21 protein-coding genes are annotated in these 25722 nt (G+C 63.7%); 9 read left to right on the top strand and 12 right to left on the bottom strand.

The window, feature by feature from the left end:
* Positions 1-9 precede the first annotated feature (9 nt).
* The 4 genes from JV241A_RS00640 (at position 10) to ggt (ending at position 4248) form a co-directional block, all read left to right on the top strand.
* Positions 10-1608, top strand: coding sequence for a GMC family oxidoreductase (locus tag JV241A_RS00640; protein ID WP_115089416.1), 1599 nt, complete (start codon positions 10-12; stop codon positions 1606-1608).
* A 112-nt stretch (positions 1609-1720) separates the two neighbouring features.
* Entirely contained in the window at positions 1721-2200 is a 480-nt protein-coding gene (coaD, locus tag JV241A_RS00635; protein WP_115089417.1) for a pantetheine-phosphate adenylyltransferase, read from the top strand.
* 108 nt (positions 2201-2308) lie between these two features.
* Entirely contained in the window at positions 2309-2560 is a 252-nt protein-coding gene (locus JV241A_RS00630) for a YfhL family 4Fe-4S dicluster ferredoxin (protein WP_038997674.1), read from the top strand.
* Positions 2560-4248: a gamma-glutamyltransferase gene (gene ggt, locus JV241A_RS00625; RefSeq protein WP_134061193.1), complete on the top strand. Its 1689-nt coding sequence runs from the start codon at positions 2560-2562 to the stop codon at positions 4246-4248. Before JV241A_RS00630 ends, ggt begins: the two co-directional genes overlap by 1 nt.
* A gap of 6 nt (positions 4249-4254) precedes the next feature.
* Here the strand turns inward: ggt and mutM are convergent, their stop codons facing one another.
* The gene (gene mutM / locus JV241A_RS00620; protein WP_115089419.1) at positions 4255-5067 is read right to left on the bottom strand and encodes a bifunctional DNA-formamidopyrimidine glycosylase/DNA-(apurinic or apyrimidinic site) lyase; all 813 of its coding nucleotides are present in this window, start codon (positions 5065-5067) and stop codon (positions 4255-4257) included.
* A 3-nt stretch (positions 5068-5070) separates the two neighbouring features.
* A complete protein-coding gene (locus JV241A_RS00615) occupies positions 5071-5883 on the bottom strand; it encodes an HDOD domain-containing protein (RefSeq protein WP_166675626.1) in 813 nt (270 codons plus the stop codon).
* A 208-nt stretch (positions 5884-6091) separates the two neighbouring features.
* Between JV241A_RS00615 and JV241A_RS00610 the strand changes: the two genes are divergently transcribed.
* Positions 6092-7288, top strand: a complete 1197-nt coding sequence (locus JV241A_RS00610; RefSeq protein ID WP_010222172.1) for a class I SAM-dependent rRNA methyltransferase — start codon at positions 6092-6094, stop codon at positions 7286-7288.
* A gap of 57 nt (positions 7289-7345) precedes the next feature.
* On the opposite strand, the gene JV241A_RS00605 is transcribed toward JV241A_RS00610, so the two are convergent.
* Together JV241A_RS00605 and mgtE are read right to left on the bottom strand one after the other, a co-directional pair.
* On the bottom strand, positions 7346-9019 hold the full coding sequence (locus JV241A_RS00605) for a DUF4153 domain-containing protein (RefSeq protein ID WP_134061192.1): 1674 nt from the start codon (positions 9017-9019) through the stop codon (positions 7346-7348).
* Between the two features lie 124 nt (positions 9020-9143).
* Positions 9144-10196, bottom strand: a complete 1053-nt coding sequence (gene mgtE, locus JV241A_RS00600) for a magnesium transporter (protein ID WP_115089423.1) — start codon at positions 10194-10196, stop codon at positions 9144-9146.
* Positions 10197-10697: 501 nt separating this feature from the next.
* On the opposite strand from mgtE, the gene ilvD reads away from it, so the two are divergent.
* On the top strand, positions 10698-12539 hold the full coding sequence (ilvD, locus tag JV241A_RS00595) for a dihydroxy-acid dehydratase (RefSeq protein ID WP_093377274.1): 1842 nt from the start codon (positions 10698-10700) through the stop codon (positions 12537-12539).
* A gap of 71 nt (positions 12540-12610) precedes the next feature.
* Here the strand turns inward: ilvD and JV241A_RS00590 are convergent, their stop codons facing one another.
* The 4 genes from JV241A_RS00590 to JV241A_RS00575 form a co-directional block, all read right to left on the bottom strand.
* Positions 12611-15016 carry a TonB-dependent receptor gene (locus JV241A_RS00590; protein WP_115089425.1) on the bottom strand — a complete coding sequence of 802 codons (2406 nt, stop codon included), beginning with the start codon at positions 15014-15016 and terminating at the stop codon, positions 12611-12613.
* 130 nt (positions 15017-15146) lie between these two features.
* The gene (locus tag JV241A_RS00585) at positions 15147-16091 is read right to left on the bottom strand and encodes a FecR family protein (RefSeq protein ID WP_134061191.1); all 945 of its coding nucleotides are present in this window, start codon (positions 16089-16091) and stop codon (positions 15147-15149) included.
* A gap of 29 nt (positions 16092-16120) precedes the next feature.
* Positions 16121-16654, bottom strand: a complete 534-nt coding sequence (locus JV241A_RS00580; RefSeq protein WP_115089427.1) for a sigma-70 family RNA polymerase sigma factor — start codon at positions 16652-16654, stop codon at positions 16121-16123.
* A gap of 80 nt (positions 16655-16734) precedes the next feature.
* Complete coding sequence (locus JV241A_RS00575; RefSeq protein WP_134061190.1) at positions 16735-17790, bottom strand: haloacid dehalogenase-like hydrolase; 1056 nt, start codon at positions 17788-17790, stop codon at positions 16735-16737.
* Between the two features lie 240 nt (positions 17791-18030).
* On the opposite strand from JV241A_RS00575, the gene JV241A_RS00570 reads away from it, so the two are divergent.
* Positions 18031-19422: an L-cystine transporter gene (locus JV241A_RS00570; RefSeq protein ID WP_115089429.1), complete on the top strand. Its 1392-nt coding sequence runs from the start codon at positions 18031-18033 to the stop codon at positions 19420-19422.
* Between the two features lie 101 nt (positions 19423-19523).
* Here the strand turns inward: JV241A_RS00570 and JV241A_RS00565 are convergent, their stop codons facing one another.
* Positions 19524-20042 carry a dihydrofolate reductase gene (locus JV241A_RS00565; protein WP_115089430.1) on the bottom strand — a complete coding sequence of 173 codons (519 nt, stop codon included), beginning with the start codon at positions 20040-20042 and terminating at the stop codon, positions 19524-19526.
* A gap of 63 nt (positions 20043-20105) precedes the next feature.
* On the opposite strand from JV241A_RS00565, the gene JV241A_RS00560 reads away from it, so the two are divergent.
* Together JV241A_RS00560 and JV241A_RS00555 are read left to right on the top strand one after the other, a co-directional pair.
* Complete coding sequence (locus JV241A_RS00560; RefSeq protein ID WP_115089431.1) at positions 20106-21497, top strand: DUF2868 domain-containing protein; 1392 nt, start codon at positions 20106-20108, stop codon at positions 21495-21497.
* A complete protein-coding gene (locus JV241A_RS00555; protein WP_115089432.1) occupies positions 21490-22854 on the top strand; it encodes a GTPase/DUF3482 domain-containing protein in 1365 nt (454 codons plus the stop codon). The genes JV241A_RS00560 and JV241A_RS00555 overlap by 8 nt, the downstream gene beginning before the upstream one ends.
* A gap of 4 nt (positions 22855-22858) precedes the next feature.
* Here JV241A_RS00555 and JV241A_RS00550 read toward each other — a convergent pair whose 3' ends face one another.
* The 3 genes from JV241A_RS00550 to JV241A_RS00540 form a co-directional block, all read right to left on the bottom strand.
* Positions 22859-23446 (bottom strand): phosphonate degradation HD-domain oxygenase, encoded by a 588-nt coding sequence (locus JV241A_RS00550; protein WP_134061189.1) that lies wholly within the window; start codon positions 23444-23446, stop codon positions 22859-22861.
* Positions 23447-23448: 2 nt separating this feature from the next.
* Positions 23449-24576, bottom strand: a complete 1128-nt coding sequence (locus tag JV241A_RS00545; RefSeq protein ID WP_134061188.1) for a TIGR03364 family FAD-dependent oxidoreductase — start codon at positions 24574-24576, stop codon at positions 23449-23451.
* A gap of 119 nt (positions 24577-24695) precedes the next feature.
* Positions 24696-25721: a putative 2-aminoethylphosphonate ABC transporter substrate-binding protein gene (locus tag JV241A_RS00540; RefSeq protein WP_115089435.1), complete on the bottom strand. Its 1026-nt coding sequence runs from the start codon at positions 25719-25721 to the stop codon at positions 24696-24698.
* Between the last annotated feature and the right edge of the window lies 1 nt (position 25722).

Genomic DNA, 25722 nt, shown 5'->3' with positions numbered 1-25722 from the left:
AGGCTGAAGATGCCCGTACCCGACCTGTTCCGCGACGGCCTTGGCCGTGGCTGGAAAACCCGTGACGCCTCGCGCCTGGACCAGGACCTGAGCCTGGAAACCGATATCGCCATCATCGGCAGCGGCGCCGGGGGTGCCACCAGTGCCGAGCTGCTCAGCGCCGCCGGTTTCAAGGTGCTGCTGATCGAAGAAGGCCCGCTGAAAACCAGCAGCGACTTCCACATGCTCGAAGACCAGGCCTACGCCAGCCTCTACCAGGAAGGGATCGGCCGTATGAGCAAGGACGGCGCCATCACCATTTTGCAAGGCCGCGCGGTCGGCGGCACGACCCTGATCAATTGGACCTCGAGCTTTCGTACACCCGAGCCCACGCTGGAGCACTGGGCCAGGGAACATGGCGTCAAGGGCCTGAGCAGCGCCGAACTGGCGCCGTGGTTCGCACGTATGGAGCAACGCCTGGGCATCGAGCCGTGGATCATGCCGCCCAACGCCAACAACGAGGCGCTACGCCGCGGCTGCGAAGCGCTGGGCTACAACTGGAAGGTGATCCCGCGCAACGTGCGCGGCTGCTGGAACCTGGGCTATTGCGGCATGGGTTGCCCGGTCAACGCCAAGCAGTCGATGCTGGTCACCAGCATTCCAGCGACCCTCGAGCACGGCGGCGAGCTACTTTATCTGGCCCGGGCCGAGCGCCTGGAACACAACGGTGAACAGATCAGCGGTCTGCACTGCGTGGCCATGGACGCGCGCTGCGTCGAGCCGACCGGCCGCAAAATCCGGGTCAAGGCCCGGCATTACATCCTCGCCGGTGGCGGTATCAACAGCCCGGGCCTGCTGCTGCGCTCCGAGGCTCCGGACCCCCACGAGCGCCTGGGCAAACGCACCTTCCTGCACCTGGTCAACTTCAGCGCCGGGCTGTTCAAGGACCAGGTCAACCCGTTCTACGGTGCGCCGCAGTCGATCTATTCCGACCATTTCCAGTGGCGCGACGGCGTCAGCGGGCCGATTGGCTACAAGCTCGAAGTACCGCCCCTGCATCCAGCGCTGGCCAGCACCCTGCTGGGCAGCTTCGGCAAAGAAAACGCCCTGCGCATGGAGCAACTGCCGCATACCCACGTAATGCTCGCCCTGCTGCGCGACGGTTTTCACCCGGACAGCGTCGGTGGCGAGGTGCAACTGCGTGGCGATGGCTCGCCGGTGCTCGACTATCAGGTCTCGCCCTATGCCTGGGATGGCGTGCGCCGGGCTTTCCAGAGCATGGCCGAGATCCAGTTCGCGGCGGGTGCCGAAAGTGTGCTGCCGGTGCACAGCGATGCCCGCCATGTGAAAACCCTGGCCGAAGCCCGACAAATGATCGACGGGCTGAATCTTGAGCTGTTTCGTACCCGCCTGGGCAGCGCCCATGTCATGGGCGGCTGCGCCATGGGCGAGGACCCACGCCAGGCAGTGTGTGACAGCCTGGGACGGCATCATCAGCTGGCCAACCTGTCGATCCACGACGGTTCACTGTTCCCCACCAGCATCGGTGCCAACCCGCAATTGTCGGTGTATGGCCTGACTGCGCGGCTCAGTGACGCCCTGGCCGAGCGACTGGCAGCCGGCAGATGACAACAAATGGCCTCACTGTCTATAGTGCCTTCAGCGTGCGCGGGCGACTTGGCCGACCGCCATTGCTGCGATACCATCCGACTCCCCAACGCACTCCTGCCAGGACGACGCGATGAACCGAGTGTTGTACCCAGGTACTTTCGACCCTATTACCAAGGGCCATGGCGATCTGGTCGAGCGAGCCTCGCGGCTGTTCGACCAAGTGATCATTGCGGTCGCCGCCAGTCCGAAAAAAAACCCATTGTTCCCGCTGGAACAACGGGTGGAACTGGCTCGTGAGGTCACCAAGCACCTGCCCAATGTCGAAGTCCTCGGCTTCTCCACCTTGCTGGCGCATTTTGCCAAGGAACAGCAGGCCAATGTTTTCCTGCGCGGCCTGCGGGCTGTTTCGGACTTCGAGTACGAGTTCCAGCTGGCGAACATGAACCGCCAGCTGGCCCCCGACGTCGAGAGCCTGTTCCTTACCCCTTCGGAGCGTTATTCGTTCATTTCCTCAACCCTGGTCCGGGAAATCGCGGCGCTGGGCGGCGACATCACCAAATTCGTCCACCCGGTGGTGGCCGAGGCCCTGACCGAACGCTTCAAAAAGTGACATTGGCGATTTGACCACGGCGCCCGCGTGCACTGCGGGCGCTAATGCGGCACAATTATGCCCATTGGTTTTCAAATGCCTGGGTTCTGAGCCCTGGCCGGAGTCCCCATGTCCCTGATCATCACCGACGATTGCATCAATTGCGACGTCTGCGAACCCGAGTGCCCGAACGCTGCGATCTCTCAAGGTGAAGAGATCTACGTGATCGACCCCAACCTGTGCACCCAGTGCGTGGGTCACTACGACGAGCCGCAATGCCAGCAAGTCTGCCCGGTAGACTGCATCCCTCTGGATGAAGCCCATCCGGAGACCGAAGCGCAGCTGATGGAAAAATACCGCCGAATCACCGGCAAGGCCTGATGCCGTTCGTCGCCCGACTCATACCGCTGGTACTGGGCGCCACCCTGGCGCTAGGGGCTGCCTGTGCCCAGGCACAAGGCCCGGGTCGCGCGGCGATTGCCACACCCCATGCCGAAGCCACCGCCGCTGCGCGGGAAATTCTCGAGCAGGGCGGTAACGCCTTTGACGCCGCCATTGCCGTCAGCGCCGCGCTGGCGGTGGTCGAGCCCTATGGCTCCGGCCTTGGCGGCGGCGGATTCTTCCTTCTGCGCGAAGGCGAAACGCCCGCCCGCTATACCTTTATCGACGCTCGCGAGCGCGCGCCAGGCAGAGCCAGCGAAGCCATGTACCTCAAGGACGGCAAGGTCCAACCGGGGTTGTCGATCAATGGCCCGCTGGCGGCAGCGATTCCCGGCTTGCCGGCAGCACTCGCGGATCTCGCTGCCCATTACGGCAAGCTGCCGCTGCACAGCACCCTGGCTCCTGCCATTCGTCTGGCCAACCAGGGTTTTGCCGTCGACCGCATTTACCGCGACCGCGCGCAGATGCGCTTGAGCGCATTGCGCGACGACCCGGAAAGCGCCCGGCTGTTCCTCATCAATGGTGAAGTACCGGCCCTTGGCGCTCAGATCCGCCAACCGCAACTGGCCATTACCCTTGAGCGCATCGCCAGCCAGGGCCGCGACGGCTTCTATGCCGGCCCTACCGCTCAGGCCATGGTTGAGGGCATACAAGCTGCGGGGGGCATCTGGCGCCTGGATGACCTGGCCAACTACCGCACCGCCAAACGCGAGCCGCTGCGCTACCAGCTTGCCGGCCAGCGCGAACTGATCAGCGCTCCGCCGCCCTCGGCCGGTGGCGTGGCCCTGGCCCAGAGCCTGGCGATGCTGCAGCGCCTGCCCTGGCAAAGCGCCGAGCCGGTGCAGCGCAGTCATTACGTGCTGGAAGTGTTGCGCCGGGCCTATCGCGACCGCGGCCTGCTCGGCGATCCGGACTACGTCGCCAACCCGCTGCCACAACTGCTCGCACGCAATTACCTGACTTCGCTGGCCGACAGCATCGACGTGCACCAGGCCACGCCCAGCAACAGCCTGCCGCCCGCCCCGGCCTGGCGCGAAGGTGATCACACCACCCACTTTGCACTGATCGATGCCGACGGCAATGCCGTGGCCGCGACACTGTCGGTCAACCTGCCGTTCGGCGCCGCCTTCAGCGCCCCCGGTACCGGTGTGGTGCTGAACAACGAAATGGATGACTTTGCCGCCGACCCGCGTGGCAGCAACAGTTATGGCCTGGCCGGCAGCCAGGCCAACGCCGTGGCCGCCGGTAAACGGCCGCTGTCGAGCATGAGCCCGAGCTTTATCGAGAGCCCGACCCAGTTCGCCGCCTTCGGCACACCGGGCGGCAGCCGCATTCCGAGCATGGTGCTGCTGTCGATGATGGGCTTTCTTGAGGGCAAGCCGGTGGCCGACTGGCCGGCGGTGCCGCGCTATCACCACCAGTACCTGCCGGATGTGGTCGAGCACGAGCCGGGGGCGTTCAGCACCGGGCAGCAGCGTGAACTGCAGGCACGCGGCTACCAGCTCAAGGACCTGGGGCGGACCTACGGCAATCAGCAAGTACTGTACTGGGACAAGGCCGGGCAAACCCTCGAAGCCGCCAGCGACCCCCGCGGCGTGGGCGCCGCGCAGGTGCTCAGCCCGCGCTAAACACCTTCACTTCTGGCAGCGTAGGCAGAAGACGCTGGCGCGCTGGCCGAGCTTGACCTCACGCAGGATGCTGCCACACACCTTGCACGGCTCTTCCCCACGCCCGTAGACGAACAGTTCCTGCTGGAAGTAGCCCGGCTGGCCGTCGCCACCGATAAAGTCGCGCAAGGTGGTGCCGCCGCGCTCGATGGCGCAGGCCAGGATGCGTTTGATCTCGATCGCCAGCTTCAGGTAACGCGCCCGGGAAATGCTCCCGGCTTCACGGCGCGGATCAATGCCAGCGGCGAACAGCGCCTCGGTCGCATAGATATTGCCCACCCCGACCACCACCGCGTTGTCCATGATGAACGGCTTGACCGCCATGGAGCGGCCGCGTGACAGCTGGAACAGCCGCTCGCCGTCGAACAGATCGGTCAGGGGTTCCGGGCCGAGCTTGATCAGCAGCTCATGATTGAGCGGATCGAGGCTCCACAGCATCGCCCCAAAGCGCCGCGGGTCGGTGTAGCGCAGGGCCAGGCCCGACTCCAGTTCGATATCCACATGCTCGTGCTTGGCCGCCGGCAGGCCGATCTCGACCAGGCGCAAGTTGCCGGACATGCCCAGATGGCTGATCAGGGTGCCAACCTCGGCATTGAGCAGCAGGTACTTGGCGCGCCGCTCGACCTTGACGAAACGCTGCCCGGACAGGCGAATGTCGAGGTCCTCGGGGATCGGCCAGCGCAGGCGCCGGTCGCGCACGATCACCCGGCTGACCCGCTGGCCTTCCAGGTAAGGCGCAATACCGCGCCGGGTGGTTTCGACTTCTGGCAATTCCGGCATGGATCAGTGACCGCCCAGTTCGCGAATGGTCTGCTTGAGGTTCTCGAAGTCATACTCGGACAGGCCGACATAATCGAGCACCAGGTGCCCGACGGTATTCCATTCGTGGTCGACGCTCTGGTTGCCCAGCACCCGGTAGGAGGCACAGATGTGCTCGGCCATCTTCAGGATCGCCAGCAGGTTCTTCAACTGGCTGTTGCGCGCCGAGTCATCGCTGAACACCGCCAGGGCGTTGTGATGGTTGGCAATGGCATTGCTCAGGTGCTCGGGCAGGCGCCACGACTTGGCGGTGTAGTACCCGACCACCGCATGGTTGGTGTTGAACACCTGGTTTTCGGTATCGACCACCCGCTGTTCGGCGCCGGCACTGGCGTAGGCATCCTCGAGCACGCTCATGTACTCGGGGAAGCGCTTGAGCATCAGCGGCACGCCGCAATCGTGGAACAGGCCCAGGGCATAGGCTTCGTCCACTGCCTGGGAGCCGATGCGCTTGGCCAGGGTCAGGCAGGTCATGGCCACGTCCTGGGCGGTGTCCCAGAAACGGTTGAGGGTGACGATGGTGTCGTCGCTCATCTCGCCCTTGATCGACTGCGCATTGATCAGGTTGATGATCGAGCGGCTGCCGAGCAGATTCACCGCACGCTGGATCGAGGCGATCTTGTTGCTCAGGCCGTAGTACGGCGAGTTGACCAGCTTGAGCAATGCCCCGGACAAGCCCGGGTCCTGGGAGATCAGCTTGGCGATCACCTCCAGGTCGGGGTCGGGCATGTATTGTTCGAACTGCAGGTCAACCATGATCTGCGGCTGCGGCGGCACGCTGATGCCTTGCAGGGCGTTCTGGATCTGTTCGGCGGAGAGTTCCTGGGACATAAGTACACACTCGGGGCTGAGCGGCGATTCTAACCCGATCGTACTGGCCAGGGGTGAAGCTAAAGGCCATCGCTCTGTTGCAATTTGTCGCTATTCCCCATCGACACGGCAGGCATCGCGCTATAATCCCGCTCTTTTTTCCCGGAGCGACGTCATGTCCCTGCCCAGCCTTCGTCTCAAAGCCAATGCCGACCGCCGCCTGCGCGCTGGCCACCTGTGGGTCTACAGCAACGAAATCGACGTCGCCGCGACCCCGCTGCATGGCTTCAAGGCCGGTGACCAGGCGATCCTCGAAACCGCCGGCGGCAAGGCTTTGGGCGTCGTTGCCATGAGCCCGAACAACCTGATCTGCGCCCGCCTGCTGTCGCGTGACGCCAAGCTGGCCCTGGACAAGTCGCTGCTGGTGCACCGCATCAACGTTGCCCTGTCGCTGCGTGAGCGCCTGTTCGACAAGCCGTTCTACCGCCTGGTGTATGGCGATTCCGACCTGCTGCCGGGCCTGGTGGTCGATCGTTTCGGCGACATCCTGGTGGTCCAGCTCGCTTCGGCGACCATGGAGCAACACAAGGATGACGTCGTAGCCGCCCTGGTTCAGGTGCTCAAGCCGACCGGTATCCTGTTCAAGAACGACTCGGCCGCGCGCGATGCCGAAGGCCTGGGCCGTTACGTCGAAACCGTGTTCGGCCTGGTACCGGAGTGGGTGGCCCTGGAAGAGAACGGCGTGAAGTTCGAAGCGCCGGTCATGGAAGGCCAGAAGACCGGCTGGTTCTACGACCACCGCATGAACCGCGCGCGTCTGGCGCCGTACGTCAAAGGCAAGCGCGTGCTCGACCTGTTCAGCTACATCGGTGGCTGGGGCGTACAGGCCGGTGCCTTTGGCGCCAGCGAAGTGTTCTGCGTCGATGCCTCGGGCTTTGCCCTGGACGGCGTCGAGCGTAACGCCGGGCTCAACGGCATTGCCGAGAAGCTGACCTGCATCGAAGGCGACGTGTTCGAAGCGCTGAAAGAGCTCAAGGCCTCCGAAGAGCGTTTCGACGTGATCGTGGCCGACCCGCCCGCCTTCATCAAGCGCAAGAAAGACCTGAAAAACGGCGAGGGCGCCTACCGCCGCCTGAACGAACAAGCCATGCGCCTGCTGACCAAGGACGGCATCCTGGTCAGTGCATCCTGCTCGATGCACCTGCCGGAAGACGACCTGCAGAACATCCTGCTGACCAGCGCCCGCCACCTGGACCGCAACATCCAGCTGCTCGAACGCGGCGGCCAGGGCCCGGATCACCCGGTCCACCCGGCGATCCCGGAAACCCGCTACATCAAGAGCATCACCTGCCGCCTGCTGCCGAACAGCTAAGGCGTGGTGCAATAAAAAATCCCGGCCAGGTGCCGGGATTTTTTTGCCTGCAATACGCTAGCGGTTGGGCTGCCAGGTCAAATCGATACCATCGAGGGTCAGCGTCTTGTAACGTGGCATCACCGGTTTCATCTGCCCACTGCGGATCAACTGAACCAGTCGCTCGGTGTTATCGCGAATACTGTGCAGGCTACCGACTTCGCGCCACTCCCCCTTGCCCTCGCGGGCAAACAGGAAAACGCTGGATGCGTAGGTGTGCCGCGGGATCATCAACACTTCGTTGCGCCCGTCGCCATCCATGTCCACCCCCCACAGGAAACAACCCTTGCCGCCGCATTGGCTCAGGGCCATGACCATCGTGGCGAACTCCTCGCTGCCAGGTTGCTCAGGCCCCAGCCATTCAAGGTTCGGGGCGTGACTGTCGTCGGCGTACAGCGGGTGGGCTTCATCCATGATCCACTGCAGCTTTTTTCGTCCTTCGGCGTCGAACAGTTCGTCAGTCTTGAGCCGCGCTTCCAGCGCCTTGAACGCCTCACGTCCCGGCTTGCCCAGGCGGTGGTACAAAGTTCTGGCATCGAATTCCTGGATCGCGGTACGCCCGCTAAGCAGACGCTCGACCTGGTTGTTTGCACTGAGCTGCAAAGGGTTCAGCAGCGGCGTATAGAACAGCACCACGAGCACCGCGCTGAGCAGGGCAATCCACGGGTTGCTGACCCGCAGGCTGTGCAACCAGCCCTGGCGCGAGGCGAACACTGCCCAGAGTGCGGCCAGGCTGTGAACCTGCATCACACCGATCAGCAACAGGGCGAGGATGCGCTCAGGCGTAAGGCCATACTGATTTACCCGCAACCAGCTTGAATAGCCCGCCAGCGCCACCAGTACCGGCAAGCACAGCAAGCAGGCCTCGACCAGGCGCTTGAGCACGCTCGGATAGGGATTGGCCTGATGGCCATCCTGGAACACGCCGTTGACCAAAAACAGGTTGATGACCACCAGCAACAACAAGATGGTGGTCGAGTAGCCGGTACTCCAGATCGGCTGCAACCCGGTAAACGGCAGCATCAGGCTGAACAGTACGGCGATCAGTGCGCTCAGTGGCAGCAACACACGACACAGGGTCAATAGCACGCCGCGCAGCAGGCCGATGACTTTTTCGTTCTCCAGGCCCATGCGCATCCCCAGGGAGAACACTACCGCCAGGCCGATGCGCACTACTGGCGCCGAGGTCAGCACGTCTTCGACCTGGGGGATGCCGAGCATCAGGAACAGGCGTCCGCACAACCACAGCAGCAGCCAGAACAACAGGGTGAACAGCAGTGCCAGGAGGACGATGAAGATGTTGTTCCAGGCATGCCGGAACAGGTCTTCATAGCGCAGCCGCAGGCCTTCGCGGGTCGGCCAGCTGAGGATGAAGGCGGTGCCGATGTAGGTGACGGCAACCGCAGCCACCCATGAGCTCTGCCAGACCCAGCCCAGGGTGTCCTGACTGAAGGTCCAGCTGCTGATAAAGCCGATCAGCAGCGTCAGGCCCAGTACCAGCCAGCCCGTACCGCGATGCAGCACTGCACTGCCAAGCAGTTGCAGGTTGACCCCGGCCACCAGCACGGCGGCGCACAGGCCGAATGGCAGCCCGGCGATATCGATTTGGACGTGCCTGGCGTAGAGGAACACCAGGCCCTGAACCAGGCCGATGGCCAGGTAGAACAGTAAAGATCGACTTATCGCAGGCATTGCAAATCCTTTTGGCCAGTGGGGTGCGAAGGGCGCAAGTCTACCGAAAGCCAGCACCTGATCGTGTGGCTTGCGGACAATTTTTGCAGTAACGGCCGGGCTGGCTTGCCGGTAGGGTGCTAGATCAGATATCGAGTACCTGCGAAGCAATGCCGAAGTAAACCAGCACACCGGCAGCATCAGCGATTGAGGTTACCAACGGACCGCTGGCGGTCGCAGGATCCAGCTTCAGCTGACTGAGGAGGAACGGCAGGCTCATGCCAATCAAGCTGCCCAGCAAGACGATAATCAGCATGCTGCTTGCCACGATCAATGCGATATCCGGGCCACCTCGCAGTACACCGAGCGTGGCCACCGCCGCCGCCATGGTTGCTCCCAAGGCCAAAGCTACCCCGCACTCTCGGCCAAGCAGGCTTAACCAGTCGCGCATCACCACTTCGCCGGTGGCCAGAGCCCGGACCATCAGGGTCGCCGACTGAGCTCCGGCGTTACCCCCGCTGTCGACCAGCAACGGCAAAAAAAACACCAGGGCAATGTGCGCGGCAATGGTGTCCTCAAAGGCTGCGATTCCCGCCCCGGAGAACAGATTGCCAAACACCAGCAGTACCAGCCAGAACACTCGCTTGCGGTAGAGCAAGCCGACAGTTGCCGATTTCAGGTTACCGATATGAGTGCCTATCGAGGCACCTTTATGAAAGTCTTCGGTGGCTTCGTCCACCATTACATCCAGAGCCGCGTCACAGGTCACGATACCCACAAGATGCCCGCGTGGGTCGAGCACCGGCAGGGCCAGCAGGTCGTACTCGCGGATCAGCCGGGCCACCTGCTCCTGCGGAGTATCGGTGTTCACGCTCAGCACCGGTTGAACCATCAGCCGTTCGATCGGGCGGTCAGGGGCAGCCAGGATCAACTCGCGCAACGAGAGCGTGCCGAGCAGGTTGCCCTGTTCGTCGAGGACGTAGGACTGGTAGATGGTTTCGGCATCGGCCGCTTCGCGGCGCAACATGTCGATGGCCTGGGTCGCCGTGAGCCCGCTGACAATGCAGGAGTATTCGCTGCTCATCAGCGCCCCGGCGCTGCCCTCAGGGTAGAAACCGGGCTGCAGCAAGCCGTCCCGACGCGCCTGAGCCTGCTGGCGCGGTTGCGACAGCGTGTTTACATCGTCAATGCAGTGCATATCTTTCTCCAGGCACCTTCGCGGGAGCCCGGGAGCCTTGCCCTTGCATCAGGCTCAGCCCAGTAGCAGCCCCAGCGCCGATGCGCTCAGTGCCAGATTGTAAGTTCGCGTTGAACCGAAACTGGGAAGGTCCATTAAGGGTGTCGTCTCGTGAGCCGCACATGCGGCGCGCGGATAATAGCCAGCTCATTCAGGCTGCAATAGCCGTAAAAGTGCGTTTCAGAAGGGTCCTACGAATGGGTGGGATAGCGTGAAGCTGCTCAAAGCGTGATCCCAGCATCACCAACCATCTATTGCGCCATTCCCTCAAAGCCGCAGCGGTGTAGAATCGGACTATTCATCGCCAGTCATCCCCGGCGGGTTTATGAGCTCTGGCCGAGCGCACGGCGATCCCGCGGCGATCTCGGCTTCATCCGTACCAGCGGCCACCTGCCTTCGGTGCAAAGGACAAGAGAAGCTCACTCCCCTTTTTGTTACCTGATTAGCCGCCAGGAGTGCTTCATGCCTGATTACCGCTCGAAAACGTCCACCCACGGCCGCAATATGGCCGGCGCCCGCGCCCTCTGGCGTGCCACCGGGATGAAGGACGAAGACTTCAAGAAACCGATCATCGCCATCGCCAACTCGTTCACCCAGTTCGTCCCGGGCCACGTGCACCTGAAGGACCTGGGCCAGCTGGTCGCCCGCGAGATCGAACGCGCCGGTGGCGTGGCCAAGGAATTCAACACCATCGCGGTCGACGACGGCATCGCCATGGGCCATGACGGCATGCTCTATTCGCTGCCTAGCCGCGAGATCATTGCCGACTCGGTCGAGTACATGGTCAACGCCCACTGCGCCGACGCCATCGTCTGCATCTCCAACTGCGACAAGATCACCCCCGGCATGCTGATGGCCGCGCTGCGCCTGAACATCCCGGTGATCTTTGTCTCCGGCGGGCCGATGGAAGCCGGCAAGACCAAACTGGCCAGCCACGGCCTGGACCTGGTCGACGCCATGGTCATTGCCGCCGACTCCACCGCCAGCGACGAAAAAGTCGCCGAGTACGAGCGCAGCGCCTGCCCGACCTGCGGTTCGTGTTCCGGCATGTTCACCGCCAACTCGATGAACTGCCTGACCGAAGCCCTGGGCCTGGCCCTGCCGGGCAACGGTTCGACCCTGGCCACCCACAGCGATCGCGAACAGCTGTTCCTGCAGGCTGGCCGTACCATCGTCGAGCTGTGCAAGCGCTACTACGGCGACAACGACCAGAGCGTGCTGCCGCGTAACATCGCCAACTTCAAGGCGTTCGAGAACGCCATGATGCTGGACATCGCCATGGGTGGTTCGACCAACACCATCCTGCACCTGCTGGCCGCCGCCCAGGAAGCCGAGATCGCTTTCGATCTGCGTGACATCGATCGCCTGTCGCGCAAAGTGCCGCAACTGTGCAAGGTGGCGCCGAACATCCAGAAGTACCACATGGAAGACGTCCACCGCGCCGGTGGCATCTTCAGCATCCTTGGGTCGCTGGCCCGTGGCGGTCTGCTGCACACCGACCTGCCGACCGTGCACAGCCCGAGCATGGAAGAAGCCATCGCCAAGTGGGACATCACCCAGACCAGCGACGAAGCGGTTCACCATTTCTTCAAGGCGGGCCCGGCCGGTATCCCGACCCAGACCGCGTTCAGCCAGTCGACCCGTTGGCCGAGCCTGGATGACGACCGCGAAAACGGCTGCATCCGCAGCGTCGAGCACGCCTATTCGCAAGAAGGCGGCCTGGCCGTGCTGTACGGCAACATCGCCCTGGACGGCTGCGTGGTGAAAACCGCCGGCGTCGACGAGTCGATCCACGTCTTCGAAGGCAACGCGAAGATCTTCGAAAGCCAGGACAGCGCCGTACGCGGCATCCTTGCTGACGAAGTGAAGGCAGGCGACATCGTCATCATCCGCTACGAAGGCCCGAAGGGCGGCCCGGGCATGCAAGAGATGCTCTACCCGACTTCGTACCTCAAGTCCAAAGGCCTGGGCAAAGCCTGTGCACTGCTCACCGACGGCCGTTTCTCTGGCGGTACCTCGGGCCTGTCGATTGGCCACGCTTCGCCAGAAGCCGCAGCCGGCGGCGCGATTGGCCTGGTGCAGGACGGCGACAAGGTGTTGATCGACATCCCCAACCGCTCGATCAACCTGCTGGTCAGCGATGAAGAGCTGGCCGCGCGCCGAGTGGAACAGGACAAGAAAGGCTGGAAACCGGTCGAAGCGCGGCCACGCAAAGTGACCACTGCGCTGAAGGCTTATGCCCTGCTGGCGACCAGCGCCGACAAGGGCGCGGTCCGCAACAAGGCGCTGCTCGACGGGCTGTAAGCAGAAAAGCATCGCGGGGCAAGCCCGCTCCTACGGGTGTAGGAGCGGGCTTGCCCCGCGATGGCCTCGACTCAGTACTTGGCCCGCACGCTAAAGGTCAGGTTGCGCGGCTCGCCATAGAAGTTCGACCCCCACGAACTGTCCACCCGCTCATAGTAAGTACGATCAAACAGGTTGTTGGCCGTCAGCGTCGCCGACAGGTTCTGGTTGAACTTGTACCCCACCTGGGCCGTGGCGATGCTGTAGCCGCCCTGGACGAAGTCCACGTCACGTTTGTAGTAGGTGGCACTCACTGCCCGCACCCCGCCACCGACGCTGAAGTCCTTCAGCGGGCCATCGGCAAATTCGTAGCGCGTCCACAGGTTGAAGTTGTGCTTGGGGGTGATGGTGGTGCCCTGGTTGGTGTCTTCGCCACTCAGCGACTTGAGCATGGTGAAGGCGTAGCCGGTGCTGATGCTCCAGTTGTCGGTGAGGTTGCCGCTCAGCTCGGTTTCCCAACCCTGGCTGCGAATCTTGCCTTGCGGCTCGTAGTACTGGTTGTTGGCCACCAGCTCGGCGCGGTTCTCGTCGTAGATGCGAAACAGCGCCACGCTGCCATTCAAACGGCCATCGTAAAACTCACGCTTGAGGCCGATTTCGTACTGTTTGCCTTTGCGTGGGGCGATGGTCTGGCCACCGGCATTCACATCGGTCTGCGGCTTGAACACACTGGTGTAGCTGGCATAGGCCGACAGCTCCGGCGTCAGCTTGGCCACCAGCGCCCCGTAGGGAATGACCTTGCGGTTGATGCTGGTCTCGGTGCTGTTGAAGTTGTTGAAAAAGGCGTTGGCGTTGTGCGCATCGCTTTCGAACCAGGTCACCCGGCTGCCAAGGATCACGTCCAGCCAGTCGGTGGCGCTGATCTTGGTGCGGGCGTAGAGGCCGTACTGGTGCGATTTCGACCAGTTGCCGTTGTCCATTTCGTACTTCTGCTTGGGGATATTGATGCTGCCCGGGTCGAACACGTTGGTGTCGAAGTATTCACCGCCGCCGTAGGTGAAATCCTTGTCCAGGTGCTGGTACTCGGCGCCCACGGTCAGCTCGTGGGTACGGCCGAACGCTTCCACCGGAACGGTCACGAAGCTGTCCAGGCCCAGGGTCTTGATGTGGGTGTAGTAGGAGTAGGCCACGGCCGAGCTGGCGCCGGTGGCCGGGTCTACCGCGCCGTCGCTCCAGGTGAAGTTGCGGGTCGGGGTTTCGGCATCGCGATAGGTCAACGAGGTCTTGAACTGGCCGCCGTTCTCCAGCGCGTGATCGACTTCGAAGAAGCTCTCCCAGACGTGCTCGTCCAGTTCATTCCACTTGGCATCGACGAAGGTCGAGCGCTTGACGTCCAGCAGCTTGCCGTTGGCGTAAGCCGGCAGGCCGAACGCCGGGGTGGAGTGGTTTTTCTGATAGGCGCCGCCCAGGGATAGCGTAGTGTCCGGGGTCACGTCGTATTCCAACCGGCCATAAACCATTGGCCGCTCGTTCTGGGCGTAATCGACGAAGGACTTGTTGTCCTCATAAGCGGTAACGAAGCGCCCGCGCAGGCTGCCGTCGCTGTTGAGCGGGCCGGTGATGTCCACGGTCGAGTGGTAGCGATCATAAGAGCCTGCCGACAGCTCGCCACTCAGGGCGAACTGCCCGAGGGCGCGCTTGCGCACCAGGTTGATGGTACCACCAGGCTCGCCGGCGCCCTGATACAGGCCGGAAGGCCCGCGCAACACTTCGACGCGGTCGAACATCGCCAGGTCGAAGCTGGTCATCAGGTCGCCCTGGCCAGTCATTTGCGAGACGCCATCGACCTGCACCTGATCGACCAGAAAACCGCGCATATACACGTCATTAAGGCTGGAGCCGGAGTTGTAGCTCTTGATCGTCGCCCCGGTGACCTGGCGCATGGCGTCCTGCAGGCTGTTCATGTTCTGGTCGTCCATGCGCTGACGGGTGACGACCGATACCGACTGCGGAATGTCCTTGAGCTTTTGCTCCCCCTTGCCGATGGTCAGCGCACCTGTGGTGTAGGACTGGCTGCCTTCGGTAGTGGCGCCCAGCACCTTGCCGCCGACCATGGTCGCACCCAACTGCAACGCGGCGTCATCGCCCTGGCGTCTTTCCAGGGTTACGCTGTCGCGATCGATGTAGGTTGCGCTCAGGCCAGTGCCGGCCAGCAGCCGGGCCAGTGCCTGGTCCTGTGGATAACTGCCGCTCAAGCCCGGGGAGCGCAGGCCTTGAGTGACCTCGGCGCCGACCAGCACTTGCACCCGGGTTACCGCACTGAAGGCCGCCAGCGCCGCATCCAGCGATTGCGCCGGGATCTCAAAGCGATAGACCTGCGCTTGCGCGGCAGGCGCAGCCAGGGTCGGCAGTGCCAGTGTGCCGCAGCCCAGGGCAATGGCCAGGCTCAGCAGGGTCGGCACGCCGGGCAGGCGCCGGGTGGCGGTGGTGTGTTCCATCAGTGATGCTCCCCAGAATCGTCGAAGTCGTTAAGTGGCGCCGCACTGTCTGAGAGTGCTTATTATTTGCGCCTACGAGATCAAGGACGTCAGCTACTGGGGAAACCCTGAAACTTTCGTAAGAATTTTTTCAGCCCTCACGCAATACGCGCAGGTACGAGGTGTAGTGCTCGGCGCGCAGGCCCAGGGTGTGGGTCAAGGCCTTGAGCACGGCCTCGGGCTTGTCGATCTCGAACACCCCCGAGACCTTGCGCTGGCGCAGGCTCTCGCCCAGCACCAGGGTCTGCCCCGGCCAGTAACGGTTGAGGGCATCGACCACTTCGACCAGCGGCTGCTCGCGGAATACCAGCTGGCGTTGGCGCCAGGCGAACTCGGCGGCCACATCGAAAGCATGCTCGGAGCTCAGTTGAGCGCCGCGATACTCAACTGCGCGACCGGGTTCGAGCAGCACTGTCCGGTGATTGTCGGCGCTGACCTGGACCTTGCCCTGAGCTACCCGCACGCGCGTCTGGTCACCCTGCCGGGCCACGCTGAAGCGCGTGCCTACGACCTTGACCCAGCCATCGCCCGAGCGAATCACGAACGGCCGCGCCGGGTCATGACTGACATCGAACCAGGCCTCGCCACGCAACAGCCGCACCCGCCGCTCGCCATCAGCCAACTCGACCTGCAGCGCCGTGTCAGTGTTGAGCTGAAGTTGCGAACCGTCCGCCAGGGCAATGTTGCGCGACTCTCCGGTGCTGGTGGCAAAGTCGGCGCGCCAGCGGTCCGGCCAGGGGCTGTACGCCAGCAAACCGACCATCAACAACACTGCTGCAGCACTGGCCCAGGCCTGCAACCGCGGCCGGCGCCAGCGCGCACGCTGGGCGTCGCGTATCTGCCGCGCCGGCTCACGTAACGCACCCAGCAGGCCAAGCACTTCGTCCCAGGCCTGGACCTGTGCCGGGCCCCGGGCCAGCCAGGCGGTGAAGGCCTCGCGCTCAGCGAGCGTGACGTCCTCGGCCTGCAGGCGGTAGTACCAGCCACTGGCTTCGGCGAACAGGTCGTCGGCATCCGTGGCGTGTGGGTCGGTCATCGGGGTATCCGTCGCTGCAATTGGCCGGCTCATGGGCACGACCTCGGCGTGCCGCTGAGCAAGCGCGCCTTGATAAAGGCCCGGCAGTCGATCAGCGCACGGCGCAATTGGTATTCGACACTACGCGGGGAAATCTGCAGCCGCTGGCCAATTTCCCGGTAGGAACATTCGTCGACATGATAAAGCAGGAAGATATGCCGGGTCGCCTCGGGCAGGGCCTGGATGGCCTCGTGCATCAGCGCTTGCTCCTGCAGCGCAGACAATTGCTCATCGGCCCCGGGCGTTTCGCAGGCCAGCTCCTCGCTGGGCTCGCCACCGTCCAGGCGCTCGCGGCGAATGGCTTGGCGCTGATGGTCACGTACCAGGTTGCTGGCGATGGTGAAGAGAAAGGCCGGCAGGTTGTCGATCTTCTTGTCGGCAGGCAGCCGCGCCAGGCGCAGGAACGATTCCTGCGTCAGGTCGGCTGCCACCTGCGAATTGCCCGTGCGGCGCGCAACAAAGGCTTCCAGCGCTTTCTTGTGCTCGGCGAACAAGCGGGCAATCTGCGTATTCCACGAAGACACGGTACTTCCTGGCGGTGGACCTCAAGGTGAGCGCACGCTAGCAGAAGATGAGATAAATTCGCAATTGATATCTATTTTGCTTACTGAATCTGCTCCGGCGTAACGATCACCCAGTTCTTATCGGCCGTCACCGGCAACCCCTCTTTGGCCTGCGCCGCTGCATGCTTGGCGATCATGCCGTTGATCTGGTCCATGTACTTGGCCTTGCGATTTATCCACAGGTGGATGCCGCCCTTGGCCACGTCGACGCTATGGAACTGCATGTAGCCATCACTGGTTGGGGTATCGCCACCGACCAGCACAGGCTTTTTCCATTCATCGATATAGGTGAGGATCGCGGCTTGCTTGCCGGCCATCCAGGTCGCCGGGGTCCACAGGTACGGGGTCAGTTCCAGGCCCATGTTGGCTTGCGGGTCGTAGCTGCCGGCACTGATCTGCTTGCGCGCGGTGGTCAGGGCGCCGCTGCTGCGGTCCTTGAGCAGCAGGCTGACGCCGATCACGTTCTGCGGTTTGACGTTGTAGCCGTACTTGGGATCGGTGGCGACCATGCGCACCAGCTCTTCGGAGGCGGCGCTGATCACGTAGACCTCGATGCCGTTCGCCATCAGCTTGTTGAACAGCTCGGCTTGGCCTGCGAACACTTTCGGCGGCTGCACGTCGATGCGCTTGACCTGATCACCCTCGTAGTAAGTGCTCGGCACCGGCTTGCCCGAGGCCATCAGCTCGTCGACATAGCCCTTGAGCTCCTTGAGGGTGAAGCCAGCAAACACCTGGGCGACCCAGGGATAACAGACCATGTCGTCGATTTCGCAGAGCCGGTAGTAGTAACTGAACAGGCTCTCCTTGTGCTCGGCGGTGTCTTTGAAGGGGATGAGCTTGAGCGACGGATCGAGCTTGTCGCGGCTGAGCAGGCCCTTGTTCTCCATGAACGGCAGCAGCGATTCCTCGAGGTCGAAGCGGTAGCTGGTGTTGTCCATGTCGAAAACCGCGTAGTTGCCCTGGTTGGCATTGGCGGCAATCATTGTGTCCAGTTGTTTGGCAGCCTCGGCCGGCCAGTGCTTGAGTTCGGTGGCCCAGCTGTGCCCGGCCAGCAACAGGGCCAGGCCGGCGGCGAGGATTTTCGGAGCAGACGTCATGTGCATTTCTCCAGAAAAGTGGCCCGCCCACGCTAGCAAAGCCTGTAATGCACACCGACCCGACAGCGACACCGGCACGCCCCTGAGCGGCCACAAGCATTCTGTTTGCGACGCGGCGTTATTCCAAAAACGACTATCGAAATTCCATTTCGATATAAATTCGTTCGTTTTCATGCTGTTAGCATTTCTGTTCGCAATCGCACACAGAGGCGATGCCCCGCCTTTTTTCCTGGAGCTTCAATGAATCTGCCGTTGTCTCTCAATCTGCTGGCGTTCCTGGCCTTGCTGCTAGGCCTGGCGCAAACCCGTCATGGCAACTGGAGCCTGGCCAAGAAGGTCCTGGTCGGCCTGGTCCTCGGCGTGTTGTTCGGCGCTGCCCTGCATGCCATTTATGGCGCCGGCAACCCGATCCTCAAGGCCACCATCAGCTGGCTCGACCTGGTCGGCAACGGTTATGTGCAGTTGCTGCAGATGATCGTCATGCCGCTGATCTTCGCCTCGATCCTCAGCGCCGTGGCACGCCTGCACAACGCTTCGTCGCTGGGCAAGATCAGCTTCCTGACCATCGGCACCCTGCTGTTCACCACGGCCATCGCCGCGCTGATCGGCATCGTGCTGACCAACCTGTTCGGCCTGACCGCCGAAGGCCTGGTGGCCGGCACCGCCGAAACCGCACGCATGGCGGCGATCCAGAGCGATTACGTGGGCAAGGTCACCGACCTGAACATCCCGCAGCTGCTGCTGTCGTTCATCCCCAGCAACCCGGTAGGCGACCTGGCCCGGGCCAAGCCGACCTCGATCATCAGCGTGGTGATCTTTGCCGTGTTCCTCGGCATGGCCGCCCTGCAACTGCTCAAGGATGACGCCGAAAAGGGCAACCGCGCCCTGGCCGCCATCGACACCCTGCAAGCCTGGGTGATGCGCCTGGTGCGCCTGGTGATGAAGCTCACCCCGTACGGCGTGCTGGCGTTGATGACCAAGGTGGTGGCCAGCTCGAACCTGGACGACATCCTCAAGCTCGGCAGCTTCGTGGTGGTCTCATACATCGGCCTGGGCCTGATGTTCGTGGTGCACGGCGTGCTGCTGGCACTGAGCGGCGTGAACCCGCTGCGCTTCTTCCGCAAGGTCTGGCCGGTACTGACCTTCGCCTTCACCAGCCGCTCCAGCGCCGCGAGCATCCCGCTGAGCATCGAGGCGCAAACCCTGCGCCTGGGTATTCCGCAGTCGATCGCAAGCTTCGCGGCATCGTTCGGAGCGACCATCGGCCAGAACGGCTGCGCCGGTTTGTACCCGGCGATGTTGGCAGTGATGGTGGCGCCAGCGGTGGGCATCGATCCATTTGACCCGCTGTGGATTGCCACCCTGGTGGCGATCGTCACCTTGAGTTCGGCGGGTGTCGCGGGCGTGGGTGGTGGTGCGACCTTCGCGGCACTGATCGTGTTGCCAGCCATGGGCTTGCCGGTCGAGCTGGTGGCCTTGCTGATCTCGGTCGAGCCATTGATCGACATGGGCCGTACGGCGTTGAACGTGAACGGTTCGATGACTGCCGGGGCGATTACCAGCCAGATGCTCAAGCAGACCGACAAGTCGCTGCTGGATGCGCAGGAGCATGCGCAGCTGACGCACTCCTGAGTCCTGCGTCGCCCTGAAGGGCCTCATCGCCGGCAACGCCGGCTCCCACAGTTAGTGCATATGCCAGACACTGTGGGAGCCGGCGTTGCCGGCGATGCTTTTCAGGCCTTTTCCCAGACCTCGAAGTGATACGCCGGCTTGTCGCCGTCAGCCGCATTCGGCTGGCTCGACGCCAACGTCCACTGCGCCTGATCAAACTGCGGAAACCACGCATCCCCTTCCGGGCTCAGCTCTACCCGCGTCAGGTACAGCCGATCCGCCAGGCCGCGCTCGATTGCCTGGGTGTACAACTGCGCGCCGCCGATCAGCATCAGCTCATCGACGCCCTGCTCCAGCGCCCATTGCTCGGCACGCACCATGGCTTCATCGAGCGAGGCGAACACCTCGGCGCCTTCGAGCTGCAGACCCGACTGGCGGCTGACCACCAGGTTCAAGCGCCCCGGCAGCGGGCGGCCAAGCGAATCCCAGGTCTTGCGGCCCATGATGATCGGCTTGCCCAGGGTGGTGGCCTTGAAATACTTGAAATCCCCCGGCAGGTGCCAGGGCATGCTGTTGTCGATGCCGATCACGCGGTTCTCGGCGAGGGCCGCGATCAGGCTGAGGGGGAGTGATGTTTTCATGCCGGCGAGGATAGCAAAGCCCGATCTTCGATGCCTGGGTTATGCTTTGGGCTGACTTGATCAATGGAAGACCGCGTGACTGCACTGACTGACCTGGACAAACGCTGGCTCACCGAAGCCGTGCGCCTGCGCGAAGAACATGCAGGCCCCTTGGAAGACCAGGAAGCCAACCGCCGCGCCCGCCAATCGGGCGGCGATCTGCCGGCGCGCATCGAAAGCCGCGCCCTGTGGCTGGCCGAACGCGACGGCATGCGCAGCGCCCTGCAGCACTGGAAACAAGGCGCACGCCTGGCACTGGCGGCCCTGGTGGTACTGGCCGTGCTCAGCGGCGCCGGCCTGGCCCTGGCGGCCCTGGGCGACAGCCAGCGCCCGGTAAACGTGTTCTGGGCCCTGGGCAGCCTGCTCGGGCTCAACTTGCTGCTGTTGCTGAGCTGGCTGCTGGGGTTTTTTCTGGCCGGCGAACAGGGTGCCAGCCTTGGCCGTCTGTGGCTGTGGCTCAGCGAGAAATTCGCCCGCGATGCCCAGGCCGCGCACCTGGCTCCCGCTCTGCTGGTGATGCTGCAACGGCAAAAACTCAACCGCTGGCTGCTCGGCCTGCTGGTGCACAGCCTGTGGCTGGTGGCCCTGGGCACGGCGCTGGTGATGCTGTTGGTCCTGCTGGCGACCCGGCGTTATGGCTTTGTCTGGGAAACCACCATTCTTGGCGCCGACACCTTCGTGGCCTTGACCCAGGCCCTGGGTGCCCTGCCGGCGTTGCTCGGCTTCAGTGTGCCGGACGTGGCCATGATCCGCGCCAGCGGCGACACTCAACCGGCACTGGAACTGGCCCGCCAGGCCTGGGCCGGCTGGTTGCTCGGGGTACTGCTGGTGTATGGCATCGTCCCGCGCCTGCTGCTTGCCGCCTTGTGCCTGTGGCGCTGGCGCAGTGGCCGGGCGCGCTTGCAACTGGACCTCAACCTGCCCGGCTACAGTCAATTGCGTGATGCCCTGATGCCCAGCAGCGAACGCCTGGGCGTCAACGATGCCGCGCCTGATGCCCTGCCGCAGATTGTCCGTGGCGTCGGCGAAGAACACAGCAATGGCGCCCTGCTGGTCGGCCTGGAACTGGACGACAAACGCCCATGGCCACCCGCCCTGCCAGCAGCGGTAAGCAACGCCGGCATCCTCGACAGCCGCGAGTCGCGCAACAAGCTGCTCGAACAGCTCAGCCGCTTTCCTCCGGCGCGCCTGGCGATTGCCTGCGACCCGCGCCGCTCGCCCGACCGCGGCAGCCTGGCGCTGCTCGCCGAGCTGGCGCGTAATGCCGGGGCCACGCGCATCTGGCTGCTGCAGGCGATGCCCGGCCAGGCGCTGGACGCTGACCGCCTGGGCGACTGGCACCAGGCCCTGGAGCAACTCGGCTTGAACTATGCCGACACCGCCCCGCTGAACTGGCTGGAGCATGGCCATGACTAAGCCGCTGAAACTGGCCGTGGTCGGCCACACCAACGTCGGCAAGACCTCGCTGTTGCGTACGCTGACCCGCGATGTCGGCTTCGGCGAAGTCTCCCATCGCCCGAGCACCACCCGTCATGTCGAAGGCGCACGCCTGTCGGTAGACGGCGAGCCGCTGCTGGAGCTCTACGATACGCCGGGGCTGGAAGATGCCATCGCCCTGCTCGATTACCTTGAACGCCTGGAGCGTCCGGGCGAGCGCCTCGACGGCCCGGCGCGGCTGGAGCGCTTTCTGCAGGGCAGCGAAGCACGCCAGCGTTTTGAACAAGAGGCCAAGGTGCTGCGCCAGTTGCTGGCCAGCGATGCCGGTCTGTATGTGATTGATGCCCGCGAGCCGGTGCTGGCCAAATACCGCGACGAGCTGGAAGTGCTGGCCGGGTGCGGCAAGCCGCTGTTGCCGGTGCTCAATTTCGTCGCCAGCAGCGACCATCGTGAAGCTGATTGGCGCGAAGCCCTGGCGCGTCTGGGTCTGCATGCGCTGGTGCGCTTCGACAGCGTCGCCCCGCCGGAAGACGGCGAGCGCCGCCTATACGAAAGCCTGGCCTTGATGCTGGAGCACTCCCGCAGCGCACTGCAACGCCTGATCGACGATCAGCAGGCCCAGCGCCAGGCCCGACGTGAAAGCGCCAAGCGCCTGGTCGCCGATCTGCTGCTCGACTGCGCCGCCTGCCGGCGCAGCGTGGTCGCCGAACCTGGCGCCGAAGCCGTGGCCATCGAAACCCTGCGCCGCGATGTGCGCCAGCGCGAGCAACGCTGCGTCGAAGCACTGCTCAAGCTCTATGCCTTTCGCAAGGAAGACGCTGCCAGCAGCGACCTGCCCTTGCTCGACGGGCGCTGGGGCGATGACCTGTTCAACCCGGAAACCCTCAAGCTGCTCGGTGTGCGCCTTGGCAGCGGCGTGGCGGCCGGTGCGGCGGCCGGGGCCGGGGTCGATTTGCTGGTCGGCGGCCTGACCCTCGGTGCTGCGGCGCTGGCCGGGGCGATTGCCGGTGGCGCCCTGCAGACTGCCCGCAGCTATGGCTCGCGCCTGCTCGGCAAGCTCAAGGGCCAGCGTGAACTGACGGTGGATGACAGCGTGTTGCGCTTGTTGGCGCTGCGTCAGCACCAGTTGATTCATGCCCTGGACGCCCGTGGCCATGCGGCGATGGAGCGGATCAAGCTGGCAACACCACAGGAGCAGACCTGGCGCGAAGGCAAATTGCCGGAAGCGCTGAGCAAGGCGCGGGCGCATCCGCAGTGGTCGTCGCTCAATCCGGGGGCGAGGGTCAATCAGGCGGAGCGTCAGGAGCAGATCGATGCTCTGCTGCTAGAGCTTTAGGGCGCTATCGCGGGGCAAGGCGGGAGCGGGCTTGCCCCGCGATCAGTAGCTCCAACGCCTTGCCCTTGAGCAGCTGCAGATCAATCACCGGCACATCCATCTCCTTGGCCAGTTCGTCCCACTGACGCATGCGCAAGCTCACCGCACACAGTGGATCCTGCTCGAAAGCATCGGCCTCGGCCTCGATCATCACTCCACCCTGATACTCCAGGGTGCGCCGGCTGGCCTCACTCAAGCGCTGGTAATAGCCCGGCTGGCGCAAGGTCAGGTAGCGCTTGGCCTCGACGTGGTACTCCACCAGCCTGGCCAAACGCTCGCTGAAGCCGCAGCGGCGCAGGTAGTTGGCGCCTACCCGCTCGTGGCTGACCGCGCCGTAACCGCCCATGTCGCCTTCGGCGCCGCCACAGATATGGCCGATGTCATGGAAGAACGCCGCCAGCACCACTTCATCGTCATAGCCCTCGGCCAATGCCAGTTGCGCCGCCTGGGACATGTGCTCCAGTTGCGAAACCGGCTCGCCGATATAGTCCTCATGGCCATGCTGCTGATACAAGGCGAAGACTTCGCTGACTATCTGTTCGGCGCTAGGCATGGTCAGTCGCTCTCCTCCAGCAAGCGGGCGATATGTTGCTCGGCCAGGGCCGGGCCGACGCTCATGCCGACGCCGCTGTGCATCAGCGCGGCGCTGACACCCGGCACGACCTGCAGCAAGGAAAACGGCCCCGGCCCGCCAGAACCATAGACGCCCTGCCAGCGTTCGACCACCTCAATGCGCCCGCCGAGCGTCTGCTCGGCCAGCTCGATCATCCAGTTGTCGACCTGCTCGGCGTTGAACGGTGAAGCATCGCTGCCATAGGCATGGGAGTCGCCAATGATCAGCTCGCCATGGGGCGTCGGGCTGATCAGCAGGTGGATGCCGTGCTCCAGCAGGTGCGGGCTGTTGGCCTGCAGTTGCGCTTTCAGCGCCTGGGCTTGCGGCAGGTCGGCGAAGGCGCCGTAGTGCACGCAGCTCAGGCCGGTCAGCAATGCGTGCTGCAGGTCGAGTTTGAAACGCGGCCGGGTGCGCAGCATCTGCAGGCGACAGACCTGCGGTTGCAGGGCGGCGATGGGTTCGGCGAGCAAGGTCTGGTAGTCGTGGCCGGAGCAGACCACAACCTGTTTGGCGTTGAAATCCCCCGCCGTGGTCGACACCCGCCCCGGTTCGATACCGCGCACCAGGGTAGAGAAATGAAACTGTACATCCAGCTCCTGCTGCAGGAAGCGGATCAGGCTCGGCAAGGCTTCGCGTGAATACAGCTGCTGGTCTTGCAGCCCGCGCAAAGCGGCGCGGTGGTGGCGAAACTGGCCGCCGTACAGGTCGTTCAGGGCGGCGCCGCTGAGCAGTTGCACCTGGTAGTCATGTTGTGGCACACGCTCGGCGCAGAAGGCTTCGAGCAGTTCCAGTTCCAGCGCGGTACGGGCAAACAGCAGCGAGCCATTGGCCTTGAGCTCGAAGCCGGCCTGATGCGCCCAGTGCTTCCAGATGCCGCTGCTGGCCTTGGCCAGCTCGAGCATCTGGCCGGGCGGCTGGCCGGTGACCAGGGCCTGGCCAAAGTTGCGCACCGAGGCGCCCAGGGGCGTGGCGCTGCGCTCGAAGACCCGCACCTTGAGTCCGCGCCGGGCGGCGGCGTAGGCGTGGGACAGGCCGAGGATGCCGGCGCCGACGATGAGTAGATCGGTCATCTGAGGTTCCTTGGAAAATTCAGTGGCCCCATCGCTGGCAAGGCCAGCTCCCACAGAGATATCTGCAGCACAGAGGACCTGTGGGAGCCGGCCTTGCCGGCGATGAAGCCAACCCGGTATTACTGCTGCGCCACCTTCTCCGACTTGCCGTCATAGCGCTTGCGCCACTCGGCGAGGATGCTGTCGCGGTTCTGCGAAGCCCAGGCGAAGTCGTTCTTGATCAGGCGCTGTTCGTAGTCAGCCGGCAGTTCGGTCTGCGGCTTGGCGATGCCCGGCTGGGCCAGCACGGCGAAGTTTTCCTTGTACAGCTCCATGGCCGCCGGGCTTGCCGAAAAGTCGGCCAGGCGCTTGGCCGCGTCTTCATGCTGGCTGCCCTTGATCACTGCGGTGGCTTCGATCTCCCAGCCCAGGCCCTCTTTCGGCAGGACGATGTCCAGCGGCGCACCCTGGCGCTTGAGCTGCACGGCCGGGTATTCGAAGGAGATACCGATCGGGAACTCACCCGCCGCCGCCAGCTTGCAGGGCTTGGAGCCGGAGTGAACGTACTGGCCGATGTTCTGGTGCAGGCCGTCCATGTACGCCCAGCCCTGCTTCTCGCCAAAAGTCTGCAGCCAGGCGCTGACATCGAGGAAGCCGGTGCCGGAGGACGCCGGGTTGGGCATGACGATCTTGCCCTTGTACTCGGGCTTGGTCAGGTCCTGCCAGCTCACCGGTTTGCTCAAGCCCTGCTTCTCGGCTTCGATGGTGTTGAAGCAGATAGTCGCGGCCCAGACGTCCATGCCCACCCAGGCTGGCGGGTTGGCGGCATCGCGGTAGTTGGCGCCGATCTTGCCGAGGTCTTTCGGTGCATAGCTTTGCAGCATGCCCTGCTGGTCGAGGATCGCCAGGCTCGACGCGGCCAGGCCCCACACGGCATCGGCTTGCGGGCGGTCTTTTTCGGCCAGCAGCTTGGCGGTGATGATGCCGGTGGAATCCCGCACCCATTTGATTTCGATGTCCGGGTTGGCCTTCTCGAAGGCCTGCTTGTAGCTCTTGAGCTGTTCGGCTTCGAGCGCGGTGTAGACCGTCAGCTGGGTGTCGGCGGCGTAGGCCTGCACGCTGAACGCAGTGAGGACGGCAGCGGCAAGAGCAAGTGGCTTGAACATG

The organism is Pseudomonas sp. JV241A (assembly GCF_900275665.1).
Taxonomy (GTDB): domain Bacteria; phylum Pseudomonadota; class Gammaproteobacteria; order Pseudomonadales; family Pseudomonadaceae; genus Aquipseudomonas; species Aquipseudomonas wadenswilerensis.
The sequence above is the reverse complement of the archived record's forward strand: the minus strand, read 5'-3'. Positions and strand labels throughout refer to the sequence as shown.